The organism is Photobacterium sanguinicancri (assembly GCF_002265265.1).
Lineage (GTDB): Bacteria > Pseudomonadota > Gammaproteobacteria > Enterobacterales > Vibrionaceae > Photobacterium > Photobacterium sanguinicancri.
Window position 1 is genome coordinate 1 of sequence record NZ_NOIF01000023.1, and the last position, 19,049, is coordinate 19,049.

The window sequence follows — 19,049 nt, forward strand, 5'->3', positions numbered from 1 at the left end:
TTTTAATATAGATTAAAGCGCCGCAGTAAAGATCGCTGAGATTTCTTCGTGTGTTGCTTGTTTAGGGTTAGTAAAACCACAAGCATCTTTTAATGCGTTATCCGCAAGAATTGAGATATCTTCAGCTTTAGCACCAAGCTCAGTTAAACCAGCAGGGATACCTACATCTTTAGATAGCACTTGAATAGCTTCTAATGCTGCATTAGCACCTTGCTCTGCAGTCATGCCTTCAACATTAACGCCCATCGCTTTTGCTACATCAGAAAGACGTTCTGGACATACTTTTGCGTTATAACGTTGTACGTGAGGAAGCAGTACTGCATTACAAACACCGTGTGGTAGATCGTAGAAGCCACCTAGTTGGTGCGCCATTGCGTGTACGTAACCCAGTGACGCATTGTTGAATGCCATACCAGCCATGAATTGAGCATAAGCCATTTGCTCACGCGCTTCGATGTTCTGACCTTCATTAACCGCGGTGCGAAGGTGCGCTTGAATTAATTCAATTGCTTTAATTGCTACTGCATCAGTGATTGGTGTTGCCGCAGTTGAAACATACGCTTCAATCGCGTGAGTAAGTGCATCCATACCCGTTGCAGCTGTTAGTGAAGCTGGTTTAGCAAGCATTAGTTCTGGATCATTTACTGATAGTAGTGGTGTTGTGTTTTTATCAACAATCGCCATTTTAATATGACGTTCTTCATCTGTAATGATGCAGAAGCGTGTCATTTCAGATGCAGTACCAGCCGTTGTATTGATAGCAACTAGCGACATTTGAGGTTTTGCAGATTGGTCAACACCTTCGTAATCACCAATTTTGCCACCGTTAGAAGCAACAAGCGCAATACCTTTAGCACAATCGTGAGGTGAACCACCACCCAATGAGATTACAAAATCACACTCGTTATCTTTAAGTAGCTTAAGGCCCGCTTCAACATTACCAGTTGTAGGGTTTGGCTGAGTGCCATCAAATACAACAGACTCAACGTCGCGTGCTGTAAGCAAATCTGCGACTTGTTTAACTACACCAATTTGGTTTAAAACTTTATCAGTTACGATAAGCGCTTTTTTAAAGCCGTGTGCTTGAATGGTATCAACAGCCTGAGTTAAACAACCTGCACCCATCAAGTTTACTGCTGGGATAAAAAATGCACTGCTCATTATAATTCTCCATAATTACGAATACTTTTTACGCTAAACGCCGATCTACAGATAAACCACTAGATGTAAAAAGTATCTCGCTTTGCTCTCCGCCTTTATGTAACACCTCACCTATCAATAAGAAATTGATCTTGAGCAAACTATCAATCTTAAGTATCCAAAATAGACGAACAACATGACCGATATCACTATAAACAACTACAAATCAGACAGTTATAATCCACATGGAAAAACATAGCTATTCCCAGGCGAAACAGTAAGGGTTACACCTGACACATTAACCCCCACGAATATCGCTATCCAATGGGGGTTAAGTTAGAAAGAAAAGTTACTGATTAGCGATCAGCGTTTAATCCACGCATCACTCCAATGTGAACCAACACCAGGTTCATAGTGATTAGCTGAAGGCGCATAAATACGACACCAGCCACTGGCGGGGAATGGCTTACATTCATAAATATTGCCATCTTTAGCGAGTACCTTAGTTCCTGCATCGTAACTACCAATACTCGATGGATACTCGTAATCGTAGTCACCACCAGATGATGCTGGTTTAACCGTCACAGTGCGCTCTTCAACAGTTTGAACTGTACCTTTGGTATCTGTTGCTGTGATTTTTAGCTGGAAAGTACCGTCTGCTGTAACAGGAATAGTCAGGCTCAAAGTTGGTGCTTGGCCGCTACTAAGCTGCCCTTCTGCTTTTCCAACCTCTTGGTTGCTTTGGTTCAACAGCTGCATTGAGATGCTGTAATCCCCTTCCGAACGTACCACAGCAGAAATATCCACGGTGTTGTTTGTATCTAGCTGATATTCAGCAGACAAACCTTCGACCGAAATTGGTGGTGGAGGCAAAATACCGCCCTCACGTACATCTAAAGCATAGTTATAATTGCTGTTGGTCACGTACACTTGGTTTAGGTGCAAATCAGAAGGTTCATAGACGATTTCATCATTGGCATTCTTAACGCCAATTTGAGCAAGGGTTGGATATTTAGTATTGATCTGCTGAGCTAATTCGTACGACCACACGTTCAAGTCTGCGTTAGCACCCGTGATAGGTAATTTCTCAAATACGACTTCATTACCTTGTTCTGAGAAAATACGGAACCATACGGCGTCACCAGCATTAGCGACAACACCAGGTTTTACGTACATGCCTTTACTTGACCACGTTGGCGTAGGCGCATCCCCGTCAAATTTAATGTCACTACAATTATAGAAACCTTCGCCCGCAGGATCATCGCGCTGCCATCGTGTCACTAGTGTTGCATCCCCACTTCGGCCTGCTGGTAAAGTGACATCCATTTGATAATAGTTGGTTCCATCAATGTTCACTTTTTCGATATTGCCAAACTCTTGGACTAGCTCAAGATCATCCCAAGCCAAGCGGCTATGCGCCGCATTATAATTAGTATTAGTGAGGTAAATTTGCCAATGACTTGGGTTATGCGGTGCTGTTGCTAAGTACTTAAGCGTAAACGTCTCACCCGCTTTCATCGGTGTACGTTGCCACTGCATCGAAGGTGCACTCATTCCACTTTTTTTAGCATCACCACCAGAGCAGATTAAACCATCTTTAACGCCGGCTTTTACAGCATCCATATTGTTGTAATCAGATACCAGTGTTGCAAACTCGTTTATTTGTACAAAAGGGTATGTACCTGATTCTTGAAACGCAGCGCGACATGCTTCATTGGCTATGGTCGAGCCATCTTGTGATCCCCAGTGCCCACCTTGTTCACTACAAATAACCTGACGAGCTTTGGGATATGTCGCATAGCCATGCGCCTGTGCTAAAGACGGGATAACCGCAATAGCAGCAGTAGCTACGCCTATAGAGAAAGAAAACTGACTTTTCATGTAATAGCTTCCGTATTCATTATTATAAAAGGAAGCCAGCTAATTACCGGATGGGATCGTGCCGTATATACGTTACACGTAAAACAGCAGAATCATCCAAATTCAGATAACCCCGCTACCCTAGCTTTACAATAAAACCGTAGGCCGGAAGTTTTGCGCCAGCCCCTTTCAGAGCTTTTGCCTTTAGCTGACTCCTCCTATGAAAATTCAGTATGGAAAATAAGGCAAAAATGACGTGCTAGATGTGGAATGCTTATCTCAAAATACCATGTGTGAAAGCACTTCGTCGCTACAGTAAGTATGATGTTCATACAGGATTAATTCATTAAAATCAGAATGATGAAAACCGCGTTAATCTCTATGAATATTGACAGCCAATGGCAGCACCTTGTACTGTCATTTTTCACCTTCGGCAGTTCAACGCTCAATAAAGTCTTTAAATATTTACACGCATAAATAGTCGAGCATCTTTCACACAGAGAACGATAACATTTACATTCTCTTTCTTTATAAACCTAACGTTTACCCTGCGCTTAATACTGCCACTCATGCCTAAATAGTGCCGTTCATGCCCATACACTGCCGCTCATTTTATAGTTTTGACAAGCTATTGGCGTCATCGACGGTTAGGCGTATTACTACATCCAACGCGATTTTGACTATGAACGATTTTGGAGAATGCGGCATGCAATCATCAACCAAGCAACCTAGCCGTCTGTGGACGCTGTTGGGCACTATTATTACCCAATTTGCACTTGGCTCTGTCTATACATGGAGCCTTTTTAATGCGCCTCTTGCGAGCAAACTGGATACCCCCGTCAGCCAAGTAGCTTTTTCATTTGGTATTTTAAGCCTGTCTTTAGCCGTCGCTTCATCACTATCAGGTAAGCTGCAAGAGCGTTTCGGGGTACGTAAAGTGACTATCAGTGCGGGTATTATGCTGGGGCTTAGCCTAATCATTACTTCCTATGCGCCGAACCTAATCGTGTTGTATGTAGTCGCGGGGTTCTTAGTCGGATTTGCCGATGGTACGGGTTATTTGATGACGCTATCAAACTGCGTGAAGTTTTTCCCTGAACGTAAAGGTGTTGCATCTGCATGTGCTATCGGCGCTTATGGTTTAGGTAGCTTAGGCTTCAAATACATCAACATGTACTTCTTAACCCATTCAGGTGTCGAAATGACATTTAGCGTGTGGGGCATCATTGCAATGTGCTGTGTGGTCGTTGGCGGTATGATGATGCGTGACGCGCCGATCCATCAAGAAGCAAGTCAAACTGAAGCGCAAACCAAGATGGCAGCGCCAATCTCAGAAGACTTCACGCTTGCAGAGGCATTCAGAACACCACAATTTTGGATTCTGTCTCTTATCTTCTTAACGGTTTGTATGTCTGGTCTTTACGTTATTGGCGTAGCAAAAGACATTGGCGAAAACTTTGTTCACCTTAATTCAGCAGCCGCTGCAACTTCTGTTGCTATTATCGCAGTGTGTAACCTGTCTGGTCGTTTGGTTCTTGGCGTGTTGTCAGATAAAATAGCGCGTATTCGTGTTATCAGCATTGCGCTGGTTATTTGCTTGGTCGGTGTTGTGTGCTTACGTTTAGTCGCACTAGAGCAATCAAGTTTTTACTTGGCGATTGCCTGCATTGCCTTTAGTTTTGGTGGCACAATTACTGTGTACCCATCTTTGGTTAGTGACTTTTTTGGCTTAAATAACCTAACCAAAAATTATGGTTTCATTTATTTAGGCTTTGGTATTGGTAGCTTTTTCGGCTCAGTCATTGCGGCTTTCTTTGGTGGCTTTACTGCAACCTTCTCTGTGATGCTTGCACTGGTGGTTATTTCTATCGTGTTCTCACTCACCGTTAAATTACCGAACAAGACACAACCTCTTCAGCCTGTGATGTGTTAACCACAACTGATTATTAATTTTGCTATCAAGCCCTTATGTTCACTCTAAGGGCTTTTTCCGTTAAAGGGAGTATCTCGCTTGTTCCTTGAACATTTACAGATGTTATTCAATGTGTTGGAACGCGCGGCATTCATGCTGTCAGCATTGTTCTTATTAACACAAGCACGCGTATTCAAAGACATCATGCATAAAGATGAATCAGAGCGGAAGCCGACTGAACTCATCTTTGTCTCTCTTTTATTCATCTTTTTCGCGATTTTCAGTACCTATACCGGAGTGAATGTAGAAGGCTCTTTGGTCAATGTCCGTATTATCTCAATCATTTCAGGCGGTATTATCTTTGGTCCTTGGGTCGGTTTACCCGCAGGGATAATTTCAGGTATTCACCGCTTTCTAATCGACATTGATGGTCCAACATCCATACCTTGCTTAATTACCAGTACCTTCGCTGGGATCTGTGGCACCTTGATATACCATTTTGGTAATAAAAAACATTACATCTGCTGGGGTATTGCGGCTGGGATGTTTTGTGAAGTATTAACCATGGCATTGATATATCTGCTGGCCGATGACAAAAATTTGGCTGCCAGTATTGTCCAAAATATTGGTTTACCTATGGTGCTAGGTTCTGCAAGCATCGGTTTAATCATTAAGCGAATTCAAGATGTTCACAACGAACGTGACCGCTTTGCCGCGCAACAAGCAAAACGATCGTTAGATATCGCTAACCAAACGTTGCCTTTATTTAAGAAAAATCATTCTGATAGTTTGGCCCAGATCTGTGACATTATTCGCCGAGAAACTCAAGCCGATGCCGTCTTTATCACTGACCGTGAATTCATCTCTGCCTATGCAAATAGCGTAACGCTCGGCCATTATAACGACCACCAAACCGCCTGTGGTCCATTGGTTAAAAAAGTATTAGCCCAAAAGACCTCTGTTGTTGCTAATAATTATGAGTACGAGGATTACCGCTCCGCATTGATTATCCCGCTTCAAGAGGGCGATCATATTACAGGCACGCTGAAAATATGTTTTCGCAAAAAAAACCAAATATCACAGCCGCTGATCGAAATGGCGCAGGGGTTATCCGTACTGATATCGACCCAAATAGAAGCATCAAGTGCAGAGCAAACCAGAACAATGCTACAGAAAGCTGAATTCTCTGCATTACAAAGTAAGATTAATCCACACTTCTTATTTAATGCACTGAATGCTATCTCGACCTTAATTCGGATTCAGCCCGATAAGGCACGTTCATTGATCGCCAATTTAGCCGACTTCCTGCGTTATAACTTGGAGCGAGACGAAGACTTTATTGATGTGCATTCAGAATTGCAGCAAGTTCGAGATTATACGGCAATTGAATTAGCGCGTTTTGGTAACAAGCTCACGGTTGATTTTGATATTGATCCTGTTCATATTCAGATCCCTTGCTTGCTTATCCAGCCTTTGGTTGAAAATGCTATTCAACATGGTATCCAACCTTTCAGTCGCCCTGGGCATGTCTTTATAAAAGTTAAGCAGCAAAGCGATCATGTTTTGATCAGCGTTAAAGATACTGGCGCAGGGATCCCACAAACTGTTATTGATAAACTTCATAGTGGCGCTATGGAAAAGAACAAGATTGGTTTAATCAATGTGCATCAACGCGTCAAGCTCATTTATGGTCATGGGCTCGACATCCATAATTTAAAAGATGGGGTTGAAGTTTCTTTTAAGGTTTTGGATCGTCAAACAGAGGCAGTATATGTTGAAAGCGGTAATTGTTGAGGATGAGTATTTAGCTCAAGAAGAGCTAAAATACCTTATATCTCAATACAGTAATATCGATGTCGTGGCAGTCTTTGATGATGGCTTAAATGCGTTTAAGTACCTGCAAGGCCATACTGTTGATGTGCTGTTCCTTGACATTAATGTACCTTCTATTGACGGTATGATGCTGGCTAAAAACCTGCACAATACGCAAAGCGCCCCAAAGATGGTATTTACCACCGCGTATAAAGAGCATGCTTTGGATGCCTTTGACATAGAAGCCATTGATTATTTATTAAAGCCACTTAACGTTGAGCGTGTCCAGCGCGTACTCGAAAAGCTTGAGCAACAGTCAGTGGTTCACAACCAATCTGAATCCATTCTGGCAAATACGCCAACATCAACGCTGCCGCTTCAACAACAGAACCGTATTTGCATCATTGAGATTAAAGATATTCATTACGCAGTCGCAAAAGAAAAAATCACTGAAGTCTATACACAAGACAGCCAGTATATCGCCCCCTACACCATCAGTGAGCTGATGGTGCGATTACCTGAACAGGCTTTTTTCCGTTGTCACCGTTCTTACTGCATAAATCTAAACAAAATTACGCAAATTACTCCAGGAATGAACAGCACCTATGTCGTTAATGTGCAGCACAGTAGTACTGACATTCCCGTCAGCCGAAATAATATTAAACTGTTTAGAACCAAAATGAAGTTATAACGGTTGATGAATAACACTGAGATAACAACGCCTTTCTCAACTTTCAACGCATACGAAAAAGCCCAGCATTTTTGTGCTGAGCTTTCTCTTAATGTGGCGGAGCGCTTTGGGCCTAGCGAATTTGGCACAAATCCTATCTCATCATCATAAAATTTAGACGAAAAAAAACCGCTGAATGTTCAGCGGTTTTCTTAAATGTGGCGGAGAGATAGGGATTTGAACCCTAGGACGGGATAAACCGCCGCCGGTTTTCAAGACCGGTGCTTTCGACCACTCAGCCATCTCTCCGAATTATATCATCTTAAAAGATGATGGCGGTGAGGGAGGGATTCGAACCCTCGATACGTTGCCGTATACACGCTTTCCAGGCGTGCTCCTTCAGCCACTCGGACACCTCACCACATTGTCGGAAACGCTCTGCGTTACGACGGTCGCTAATGTAATCAGTTGGCCGTCTATGGTCAAGCATTTTTGTGAATCAAATCACTGCATGACCAGTATTAGATCAAATTGTCGCATCTTACGGCAATCGCTTGTATTTATTCATTGCTACAATTTAGAATTACGTAAAACTACCTTATTTACACAAACTTGCGCTAGCACTGACGTTTGCGCTACAAAAGGAAACTGTATGGCGATCTTTAAGCATCTGCTGATTTCAACGATGCTGTTTTGTTTTTCAGTGTTATCTTGCCATGCTGATGAGCTAACCAATACACAAGAGATATTGACTCAAAAGATTGAGCAACTCGAACAAGAGCCCAAGACACCAGACACATTAAAGATTTTAGATACTTTCCAAAAAGCGCAACGCCAACTAGAGCAAATAAAAGACTTTAATCGCCAAACCAAAGATTATCAGCAATTGATGGCAGACTATCCTCGCCTCTCTGATGAACTAAAAGAACAGATCAGTATATTCTCTGTCACTGAGTTTCCGGATTTTACCGACTGGAATGCCGATCAACTCACGCTAGAAATGGCGACCCGAGATCAAAAACTACAACAGCTAGAACAAACTCGGAAAACCCAGAAAAATATATTTTCAGATATAGAGCAAGGTATTGATCTCTTCTCTATTCAAACAGAGCAGCTTCGCACAAAAATCAAAGCAACTGAAAATAAAATTCGTGTAGAAACTAATACCAGTAACAACGCAGATAAGCTGCTAGTACTCGATATTGCAAACCAATATTACATTAGCCAAGTTTACATGCTTGAAGCTGAACAACTCAGTGCGGGTAACCGTCGTCAATTAGCAAAATTAAGCATTCAACGTATCAATTTAGACATTGAAGCCAGCCAAGCATACCGCAACAACCTGCAAAATATGCTTAATCGTGTTGAGCGCGCCTCTGTCGATGAAGCTGCAGAACAAAGCGATGAATTACAGAGCGAACTGATGAATCAGCCGACGGAAATCCGTCGATTAGTGCTAACCAATAAGCAAATATCTAACGCCCTAACGGCAATGACGACTCAAACAGAGCAAGTTCAGCAGTTACAGCAACAAACCACGGCGCACTTGGCCCAAGTTAGTCGTGCTACGGAAGAACTAGAGCGCGTGTCGGAATGGCTACGTTTAAGCCCTGCATTTAGTGAAACGCTGCGCACTCGCATTAAAGAGCTCCCTGCCAATCCCCCGATTGAAGTGCTAGACCAGCAAATTGCACAACACCAAATAAAGAAGTACGAATATCAACAACAACTTGATCGCTTAATAGCCCAAGCAAAGCTCCCAGCATCAAAGAATTTAACACCCGATCAGCAAAGTACAGAGAAAGAACTTATCGAGGCCAATATCGATTTACTTAAACAAGTCGTTAATAGCTCTGACAAGATCATTTACCAAGAAGCTACGCTAAAAGTTGCCTATGACAAACTCAACAATGCATTGACTGAGTTAGCCTCTGAATCACAAAAAGAACTATTTTGGGCCCCTGATACCAATAGTCTGAGCTGGAATTTAATTGTAGATACCGTCGAAAAAATCCGCTGGTTCTTTTCTCCATTTCAGTGGGTCAATATTGTTAAGCTTCCAACAGCCCTCACTCTGCCTAGTTTCATTTTCACTGCAACCTTTATCGGTTTACTACTCATTGTAAGCCGCTGGAGCCGTAAACGTTGGAAGGTGCGATTAGAGCGTATCGAGAAACAAATTGGCAAAGTCACCCTCGACAAATTCCGCTTTAGTTACATTAATGTCCTTATTGCTTTTGTCCTCGCGTGGCCGATTCCACTGTGTGTGATTTTACTGGGTAATTTACTCAGTGAAGCATGGCAATACCCATTTTTCCATCATCTTGGTCAGGCTCTCAGCCTGCCTCTATCTTTAGTCGTCTTTTGCTTCATTCGTGAATTAGTACGTGACAACGGCTTGTTCATTAGCCACTTCAGCTGGGATGAGAAAGTCGTTAAAAATGCATTTTCTCATTACCGCACCTTGATGTGGGTTTACTTTCCCATGATGGTAATCCAAGAATTCACTTTGCTTTATAGTGATGTTGATGTGCGAGCAACCATCGGGCGTCTGGCTTTTATCATTAGTAACCTTGCTGTCAGCTATTTCCTTTATAAGTTATGGCGCGACAAAATGCCGATGACTTATGGTGAAGTACCTGAAGGGAAAGCCCACCTGCGACATCATTTGTTCTTTGGGATTTTTATTCTCATTCCTCAAGGACTCAACTACACCGCGTTACTGGGCTATTTAAGCTCAGCGCAATCTGTGATGGCGAAACTGGAAGTATCTGCATTTATTGGCGTCGTCACCTTACTGATTTACTTCTTAACTAAACGCTTGATGCTGATCCAAAAGCGTCGACTAGCATTTGAACGAGCGAAAACCAAACGCCAAGAAATTCTGGCGCAACGCTTAGCGGAAATGAATGAAGAGCGCGAAGAGTTTCATACCAGCAGTGAAATGCAAATTGAAATAGAAGAGCCTGAAATTGATCTCGATAAAATCAGTGCTCAATCACTGCGTTTATTGCGATCGTTACTCTTCCTCATTTTTCTCTCAATACTGGCCGTGCTATGGGCTGACCTTTATCAAGCCACGACACTATTAGAAGACGTGACCCTATGGGATGTGACTAATACCATCAATGGCATTGACGAACTCAGCGCTATAACCGTCAAAAGTGCCTTCCTCGCCTTATTGGCCTTTGGTCTAACCGCCGTATTTGCACGAGATTTACCAGCGGCTATGGAGTTATTAATCCTTCAGCATGTAGAGCTCAGCCCAGGTACTGGTTACGCGCTAACATCACTAACACGTTACATTACTATTTTTGTCGGCATTATTGTCGGTTCAGGCTTAATCGGATTTGATTGGTCAAAGATGCAATGGCTTGTGGCAGCTTTAGGTGTCGGGCTTGGTTTTGGCTTACAAGAGATATTCGCCAACTTTATCTCGGGTATTATCATCTTGTTTGAACGACCAATCCGTATTGGTGATACCGTGACAATTCGCGACCTCACTGGTGTTATCGCTAAAATACAAACTCGCGCAACCACCATTGTGGATTGGGATCGCAAAGAAGTGATTGTGCCGAATAAAGCGTTTGTGACTGAACAGTTTGTAAACTGGTCGCTATCTGATGCCATTACTCGTGTGACGCTTACAATTAACGTCAAATACATGGCTGATAGCGAACTAGTCACTCAACTACTGTTTGATGCTGCCCATGAATGTGAACTTGTTATTGATAACCCAGCACCTGAAGTCTTCTTCCTTGGTCTATCTGCAGATTGTCAAAACTTTGAAGTACGTGCCTATGCGGCAGAAACGGGCCACCGTCTGAGTCTGACTCATGACTTACACTGTCGTATCAAACAGAAATTCATCCAACACAATATTGATATCGCTCATCCACAACTGGAAGTCGCCATCAAAAATCAAAAATCACATCCATTTGCCCGTCGACGGTTCGCAAAGACATAAACGCGGCAATAAATGCTAATCAGCAGGATCAAAAAAGGTGCCAATTGGCACCTTTTTTACAATCGATTTTCTGCCTTCAGGCTACAACCTTATTAATGCGCTTGGTAATAACCCGGAACTTTAAACATCTTACGGCAAGCATCTAAAAAGTGGCCGTAAACCACGCCAAGTGCACCAGAGACAACCGCGTTACTTGCCACTGCTTTCATGATTTGGTCTGTATCCGCACCAACCACTAGCAATATCATTGCGTACACCGGTGACTGGAATAGTACGTAAGCCAACATATCAGCCACACTACGCATCCAACCTGATGTTGATAAGCGCTTACCTGCACGCAGCATTGCATCGCGAAATACGCCATAAGGCCATGCAATCGCAATATTAATCGGGATAGACAAAGTACGTGACGCAAGCGACTGCTCTAGCGTCATACCAGAAATAAACACTTCAATTAGCATGCCTGCAATAAAGCTAAAAATAACCATTGCGAATGTATCGGCTGCTGCATTTCGGATATTGAATGAATTTTTAACTGACACACGCCCTCTCATAACTGCACCATGCAGTGATAAAAACCAGATAAATTAATGATAATGGTTAGATAAACCAGATATATAAAACAAGGCAGTTTATTTGCGTATTTGAACAGCTTTTAGGCGAAATATGGTACTGAAGTTGAAATTAAAAACTGTATTTACTGCTGACTTTATAAATTTTTTTGGCAGAAAACGCCAAGAACACAACACTCACGTGCCACACTATAATCCAAACGCTCATTTCTTATAGTTAAGTCAGCAAACAACACCATTTTTGATCAGGTTGACCACCATTTTTAATGGGTTTAATAATTAATTAAGACAAATGATAGTTTTATTCAATTTAACACTAATGAAACATTACTTTTTGTACATAAGATGATGAAATTTAATAATAATGACAACTTAAACCCAGATCACACTTTCTATTTCTAGGCAGCACCCCTTTCATATGAACATCAAAACAGTGTTTTTTACCTGTTCTCATGGAATTACCGTCTGGTATGGTAGTTTTCCCATCTTTAGCAATGGTGCTTTTTATCTATGAAATACCCAGTGTTTTCTGAATCGTCTTCTCATACTCAAATGGACTCGGTCCATCAAGCGCGGTTCTTTTCCAATTATCAGGCACAAAAAAGGCAGGCTTAATAGCCTGCCTATAAATTGCTTATACCTTGTAATTAACAGCTATGATCCATTAAGAACTGAATGTCTTGACCTTCAGTGTAATAAACTGGCTCATTACCATAGCTAAATAGCTTCAAATCTTTACCGTTGGCACTGTGGTAGCTTAACTCACCATCGCGCAGGTGTAGCCATGTTCCTTCAGGAATACCAATCACAGGCTCATGCTTATTCACTTCAAGGAACTCTTGAATGCGCTCATCACGGGTTTCACCGTTATGGCCTTCAACTTTCGCTTCCAAGTAATGTGGATTAATTTGGAACGGCACAAGGTTCAGTGACGGTAAAATAGCACCTGTAATAATCGGCATATCATTAGTAGTGCGAATCGTAGGGCAAGCAATGTTAGTACCTGCGCTCCAGCCAATGTATGGCACACCTAGGTCTAATACCGCTCTACGAATCGGGCCCACTAAGCCTAAATCATGTAATGTTTTGTTTAGTACCCAAGTGTTACCACCACTAACCAAAATACCGTCTGCTGCTTTTAACGCAGCAACAGGGTCTTTCGCTTGATGAAGACCTGTTACTTTACAATCTAGTCCAAGTGCATCAAACGTTTGCTGTACCATAGCAACGCGATCATCATGGCTTGAGCGAATCACCGCATACGGAATCAGTACCCAATTTTTGGCACCAGTACGCTTCACTTGCTCAATAATAGCTTCACTCGCAAAACCCATTACATGGTCATTTCCGGCAATTTTGCCGTTGCTTAACATTAAAATATCCATCTTTCTTATCCTTACGAGTATTTGAATACAGCCAGTACAAGTACCACCAGCATACTGCTGATCATAGGTACTGACGTGCGTTTAATTACATCAATCGGTGTAATGTTCGCCATACCAGAAACGGTAATGATTACACCAGCGACTGGAGACATAGTACGACCGATACCAGCAGCAAATAGAATTGGCACTAATGGTAGTAACGGGTTTACACCAAAGTCTGTCGCAATTTGCGGCACAATTGGGATGAATGCCATTACAGGCGCATTACCTGAACCGGTAATAAATGCTGTTAACAAAATAAAGCCAGAGAACACAACAACGATACCACTAGGACCTAAGTCAAATGACTTAGCAGTATCGATAAGTGCCGTGATTGCACCAATGTTATTCAAACCAGCAGAGAAGAATTCAGCTGCAATCATTAAGGTTAAAACACTAGCAAAAATCATCCCTGTACCTTTCAACCATGCTTCAAAGTTATTGAATGCACGTTGAATAGAACGGAAACGGATCGCTTCAATCACGATACAGATCGTAATAGTCGACATCATCGCGATAGGAATGGTCATGGTAATAGATTCCATCACCATGCTTGAGAAACCAAACAAGAACACAAATGGCAATACAGGCAGTAACGCGTAGAAACCCGGTACTTGATCATTGTCATCATGTTGCTTTTCTAATGTTTGTAAATATTTACCGCGATCTTGTGCCGGATCGTATCCTTCACGTTTGTCACAGTAACGCTGCCAAGCGATGTTTACCAGCGGAATAGAAACAAGTAGTAACAATTGGAAGACGGTTTGGTGGTTAACCACGAAATCCATAATTTCAACGTTAATCGCATTGGCACCAATAACCGCATTGATTTGACCAGGGCCATACTCCCACGCAGTCGGGATAACAATGGTTGCAACCGCCGTTTTTGCACTCACACCCGCATTACGCAGTACTGGGTATAACGTACCCATCAATAGCAATGATAATGATGTGGCCCCAGTAATAAACACATACATGATAGAAACGAAAACCAGTACTAACGCAAGCAATACATATGGGCTTTTAACGGCCATTACTGGGCGTGATGTCGACTTAACCAAGGCTTGAGAAGCCCCGATGTGGTTTAGGTATGTTGACACACCCGCAATAGATACCAGTGTTAAACCAACTTTGCCTAGACGGCTGTTGGTAATTTCAGTAAAGCGCTGCCAAAGATCAAAAAACAAGGCACCTTGCGTTTTACCATCAGCCAACACAGGAGTTATATCCATAATTTGTGCAAAAGCTAATAGTAATAAGCCAGCCGTGATCAGCGTTGCTTGTGGGTTAAACTTTTTAAGCATCGAATACGCCACAAGGCCGACGATAGCAAGGGTGAATAAATATTCCATAAAATCAAGACTCTCCAATTATTTGCTCGGCAATACTGCCTAACAACGCACTGTAAAATTTTGACCCATGGCACATAAACAACACCAAACACTGCTAGAGAGTACTTATTGCTATATGTATCACTAAATTTTGCTCATACCGCAAAATTTTAAATACAGCCAAGTTACATTAGACAACATCTCACATATACAAGTGCGCAACATGATGAAGATTGTCAGAAATATGCTCCTCTCTGCCATGTGAATAAATGTGCTTTATGGTGGATTATCACGTAATAGCACCATAACAAGGCGGTCATAAATAATCACAAAAGAGCCATTTAATGATTAAAGAATCACCACTCTGGAAAAACCCTGCAAGAGAGGTGTTGTTATCGCTTGCCCAAAGTCAGATAATATGCAGATCTCTTTCAAAAAATAATTAAGACGGTATGACTGAATACCTGCTATTACTTGTCGGCACAGTGCTGGTTAACAACTTCGTGCTGGTCAAATTTTTAGGCTTATGCCCTTTCATGGGTGTATCTAAAAAACTAGAAACTGCCATTGGTATGGGCTTAGCCACGACCTTCGTGCTAACGCTCGCGTCTGTGTGTGCGTATTTGGTTGAAACCTACATCTTGGTTCCCCTTGGCATTCAATACTTGCGTACGCTGAGCTTTATCCTTGTGATTGCCGTTGTGGTGCAATTCACAGAAATGGTCGTGCACAAAACCAGCCCTACCCTATACCGTTTATTGGGTATTTTCTTGCCACTGATCACCACCAACTGTGCCGTATTAGGTGTCGCCTTACTGAACATTAATGAACGTCACAATTTCACTGAATCTGTTATTTACGGTTTTGGTGCTGCTGTTGGTTTCTCGTTAGTGCTGATTTTATTCGCGTCGATGCGTGAACGAATCGCAGCTGCCGACGTACCAGAGCCATTTAAAGGTGCGTCTATTGCAATGATCACAGCAGGGTTGATGTCATTGGCTTTCATGGGCTTTACTGGATTGGTGAAACTGTAATATGAGCGGAATTTTAATTGCAGTAATTGCAATCGCCGTACTTGCCGCTATTTTTGGTTTGATTTTGGGTTTTGCCTCTATTCGATTCAAAGTCGAGGCTGATCCCATTGTTGAGCAAGTCGATGCGATCTTACCGCAAACACAATGTGGCCAATGTGGCTACCCCGGTTGTCGACCTTATGCAGAGGCTATCGCCAATGGTGATGACATCAACAAATGTCCTCCTGGCGGCCAAGCGACCATAGAAAAACTGGCCGATCTTATGGGTGTAGACGTACCAGACGCCGCCCATGATGAAGAACTGTCAATCAAGAAAGTCGCCTTTATTCACGAAGATATGTGTATTGGCTGCACCAAATGTATCCAAGCATGTCCTGTCGACGCCATTGTTGGCGGCACTAAAGCATTACACACTGTCATTAAAGATGAATGTACTGGCTGTGACTTGTGTGTTGCACCTTGTCCTACCGACTGTATTGAAATGATCCCAGTCGAAACAACGCCAGAAAGCTGGAAGTGGAATCTAAATCAGATCCCTGTTGTCAACCTTCCTGCAGAACCGAGCGACAAGGTAGAGTAACCATGCTGTCAATTATCGAACAAATCAAACAAGGCCAGCTGTGGGACTTTCATGGTGGTATTCACCCACCAGAAAATAAAACCATTTCAAGCAATGCGCCAATCCAACACGCAGGTGTGCCACAACAATTGGTCCTGCCGTTAAAACAACATATCGGCGCAAAAGGCGACATCATTGTTGCTGTTGGCGATCGCGTACTAAAAGGCCAGCCTTTAACTAAAGGTGACATTGCGATGTGCGTACCTGTTCACGCACCAACATCTGGCACTATTACTGCGATTGAAGAACGTACCATCGCTCACCCTTCAGGTTTATCCGACTTATGTATCGTTATCGACAGTGATGGTGACGATCTATGGGGCACACAAACGTCCATTGCAGATTACACGACTGAAGAACCTTCTAATTTAATCGAGCAAATTCGCCTGAGCGGTATTGCTGGCCTTGGTGGTGCAGGTTTCCCAACCAGCCGTAAACTCCAGGGTGGTATTGGTAACGTTGATATTTTAATCATCAACGCTGCCGAATGTGAACCTTACATCACAGCCGATGACCGTCTGATGCAAGATTACGCTGAAGAAGTCATCGAAGGCATTCGCATTCTTCAGCATATCGTCAAACCCAAGTTAACTATCATTGGGATTGAAGATAACAAGCCCGATGCGATTCGTATTTTAGAACAACATGTTTCAGAAGATGATCAGATCCTGATCCGTGTTATTCCGACCAAATATCCATCTGGTAGCTCAAAACAACTCGTAAAAGTACTGACGGGCCGTGAAGTACCAAGCCAAGCACGTTCGACTTCCGTCGGGGTTATCGTACAAAACGTGGGAACAGCGTTTGCGGTAAAACGCGCAATCATCAATGGTGAGCCATTAATTGAACGTGTTGTGACCTTAACCGGTGAAGCATTCAAGCAACGCGGTAATGTCTTTGCGCGCTTAGGCACGCCTATTTCTTACTTATTAGACAGTTTTAGCTACCAACCTGATAAGAAATACCCTCGCGTGATCATTGGCGGCTCATTAATGGGCTTTACTCTGCCTCATCCGAATGTACCTATCACCAAAATGACCAACTGCGTACTGGCACCAAAGCGCAAAGAGCTGCCTTTAAATACGCACGAAATGGCCTGTATTCGTTGTAGTGCATGTGCTGAAGCTTGCCCTTCCTCTTTACTGCCACAGCAACTTCAGTGGTATGCCAAAGATCAAGATTATGACAAGTGCGAAGAATACAACTTATTCGATTGTATCGAATGTGGTGCCTGTGCGTATGTCTGCCCAAGTGAAATACCTTTGGTGCAATACTACCGTCAGGCAAAAGCCGAAATTACCGAACGTCAGCAAGATGCCGCCAATGCCGAGCGCGCTCGTTTACGCTTTGAAGCCAAAACAGCACGTATGGAACGCGATAAAGCAGAGCGCGAAAATCGCTTTAAAAAAGCGGCTGATGATCGTCGTAAAGAAATGTCTTCAAATGGCGGTGATGATGCCGTGGCTGCTGCTATTGCGCGGGTAAAAGCCAAGCAAGCCGAATCAGCAGCACCAAGTTCTGCCGAACCTACAAATGATAAAAAACCAGCAGTCGCGGCAGCCATTGCACGCGCTAAAGCGAAACAAGCAGCCGCTCAGCAAGCTGGTAATGACGTACCTGATAACACTGAAATAGCGAAATTACGTGAAGAACGTAAGCGCCAAGCACGTGAACGAAAAGCTGCGCTGCAAGCTGAACAAAACGGCGGCTCAACTGAAACACCGCCAGAAGCACAAGTGTCAGGCGATGCTAAGAAAGATGCCGTTACTGCTGCAATTGCTCGTGCCAAAGCGCGTAAAGCCGCTCAACAGAACGAACCTCAGACTGAACCTGTAGAAAGTCAGCAAGCTGAGGCCGATCCGAAAAAAGCCGCTGTTGCTGCTGCCGTAGCCCGTGCTAAAGCGCGTAAAGCCGCGCAACAGAACGAACCTCAGACTGAATCTGCAGAAAATCAGCAAGCTGAAGTCGATCCGAAAAAAGCCGCTGTCGCTGCTGCCGTAGCCCGTGCCAAAGCACACAAAGCTGCCCAACAGAACGAATATCAGACTGAACCTGTAGAAAGTCAGCAAGCTGAGGCCGATCCGAAAAAAGCTGCTGTTGCTGCTGCCGTCGCCCGGGCTAAAGCGCGTAAAGCCGCACAACAGAACGAATCTCAGACTGAATCTGTAGAAAGCCAGCAAGCTGAGGCCGATCCGAAAAAAGCCGCTGTTGCTGCTGCCGTCGCCCGTGCTAAAGCGCGTAAAGCCGCACAACAAAACGAATTTCAGACTGAATCTGTAGAAAGTCAGCAAGCTGAGGCCGATCCGAAAAAAGCTGCTGTTGCTGCGGCCGTCGCCCGTGCTAAAGCCCGTAAAGCGGCTCAACAAACAAATGAGCAAGCTGAAAGCCAGCCTGAAACGGTAGATAGCAGTGAAAAAGTCACTGAGACTGAACCTGCAGTTGATCCGAAAAAAGCCGCTGTTGCTGCTGCCGTCGCCCGTGCTAAAGCGCGTAAAGCCGCACAACAAAACGAATTTCAGACTGAATCTGTAGAAAGTCAGCAAGCTGAGGCCGATCCGAAAAAAGCTGCTGTTGCTGCGGCCGTCGCCCGTGCTAAAGCCCGTAAAGCGGCTCAACAAACAAATGAGCAAGCTGAAAGCCAGCCTGAAACGGTAGATAGCAGTGAAAAAGTCACTGAGACTGAACCTGCAGTTGATCCGAAAAAAGCT

12 protein-coding genes, 2 tRNA genes and 1 riboswitch are annotated in these 19,049 nt (G+C 43.4%); of the genes, 7 read left to right on the plus strand and 7 right to left on the minus strand.

From position 1 onward, the window contains the following. Positions 1-12: 12 nt before the first annotated feature. Both yiaY and ASV53_RS05845 read right to left on the minus strand, forming a co-directional pair. Positions 13-1,161 (minus strand): L-threonine dehydrogenase, encoded by a 1,149-nt coding sequence (gene yiaY, locus ASV53_RS05840; RefSeq protein ID WP_062690740.1) that lies wholly within the window; start codon positions 1,159-1,161, stop codon positions 13-15. Between the two features lie 342 nt (positions 1,162-1,503). After that, positions 1,504-3,021 carry a lytic polysaccharide monooxygenase gene (locus ASV53_RS05845; RefSeq protein ID WP_094956421.1) on the minus strand — a complete coding sequence of 506 codons (1,518 nt, stop codon included), beginning with the start codon at positions 3,019-3,021 and terminating at the stop codon, positions 1,504-1,506. A 102-nt stretch (positions 3,022-3,123) separates the two neighbouring features. Further along, positions 3,124-3,213: riboswitch (cyclic di-GMP riboswitch) on the minus strand. Between the two features lie 493 nt (positions 3,214-3,706). Between ASV53_RS05845 and ASV53_RS05850 the strand changes: the two genes are divergently transcribed. The 3 genes from ASV53_RS05850 (at position 3,707) to ASV53_RS05860 (ending at position 7,415) form a co-directional block, all read left to right on the plus strand. Further along, a complete protein-coding gene (locus tag ASV53_RS05850) occupies positions 3,707-4,933 on the plus strand; it encodes an L-lactate MFS transporter (RefSeq protein WP_094956422.1) in 1,227 nt (408 codons plus the stop codon). Positions 4,934-5,011: 78 nt separating this feature from the next. Beyond that, a complete protein-coding gene (locus ASV53_RS05855) occupies positions 5,012-6,706 on the plus strand; it encodes a LytS/YhcK type 5TM receptor domain-containing protein (RefSeq protein WP_338091402.1) in 1,695 nt (564 codons plus the stop codon). Then, positions 6,684-7,415 (plus strand): LytR/AlgR family response regulator transcription factor, encoded by a 732-nt coding sequence (locus ASV53_RS05860; RefSeq protein WP_062690737.1) that lies wholly within the window; start codon positions 6,684-6,686, stop codon positions 7,413-7,415. Before ASV53_RS05855 ends, ASV53_RS05860 begins: the two co-directional genes overlap by 23 nt. Positions 7,416-7,613: 198 nt before the next feature. On the opposite strand, the gene ASV53_RS05865 is transcribed toward ASV53_RS05860, so the two are convergent. Then, a tRNA-Ser gene (locus tag ASV53_RS05865) sits at positions 7,614-7,703 on the minus strand. Between the two features lie 24 nt (positions 7,704-7,727). Further along, positions 7,728-7,815, minus strand: a tRNA-Ser gene (locus ASV53_RS05870). A 231-nt stretch (positions 7,816-8,046) separates the two neighbouring features. Between ASV53_RS05870 and mscM the strand changes: the two genes are divergently transcribed. Continuing rightward, on the plus strand, positions 8,047-11,361 hold the full coding sequence (gene mscM, locus ASV53_RS05875; RefSeq protein ID WP_094956424.1) for a miniconductance mechanosensitive channel MscM: 3,315 nt from the start codon (positions 8,047-8,049) through the stop codon (positions 11,359-11,361). 92 nt (positions 11,362-11,453) lie between these two features. Here mscM and ASV53_RS05880 read toward each other — a convergent pair whose 3' ends face one another. The 3 genes from ASV53_RS05880 to dcuC all read right to left on the minus strand — a co-directional run bounded on the left by ASV53_RS05880 (position 11,454) and on the right by dcuC (position 14,709). Beyond that, positions 11,454-11,903, minus strand: a complete 450-nt coding sequence (locus ASV53_RS05880; RefSeq protein ID WP_094956440.1) for an L-alanine exporter AlaE — start codon at positions 11,901-11,903, stop codon at positions 11,454-11,456. Between the two features lie 677 nt (positions 11,904-12,580). Then, complete coding sequence (pepE, locus tag ASV53_RS05885) at positions 12,581-13,318, minus strand: dipeptidase PepE (protein ID WP_062690453.1); 738 nt, start codon at positions 13,316-13,318, stop codon at positions 12,581-12,583. Positions 13,319-13,329: 11 nt separating this feature from the next. Then, complete coding sequence (gene dcuC, locus ASV53_RS05890; protein WP_094956425.1) at positions 13,330-14,709, minus strand: C4-dicarboxylate transporter DcuC; 1,380 nt, start codon at positions 14,707-14,709, stop codon at positions 13,330-13,332. A gap of 431 nt (positions 14,710-15,140) precedes the next feature. Between dcuC and rsxA the strand changes: the two genes are divergently transcribed. From rsxA to rsxC, 3 genes are all read left to right on the plus strand, one after another. Next, a complete protein-coding gene (gene rsxA / locus ASV53_RS05895) occupies positions 15,141-15,722 on the plus strand; it encodes an electron transport complex subunit RsxA (RefSeq protein ID WP_048901065.1) in 582 nt (193 codons plus the stop codon). Between the two features lies 1 nt (position 15,723). Further along, positions 15,724-16,302 (plus strand): electron transport complex subunit RsxB, encoded by a 579-nt coding sequence (gene rsxB / locus ASV53_RS05900; protein WP_094956426.1) that lies wholly within the window; start codon positions 15,724-15,726, stop codon positions 16,300-16,302. A 2-nt stretch (positions 16,303-16,304) separates the two neighbouring features. After that, the coding region (gene rsxC, locus ASV53_RS05905) for an electron transport complex subunit RsxC (RefSeq protein WP_094956427.1) at positions 16,305-19,049 on the plus strand (2,745 nt) is incomplete at its 3' end.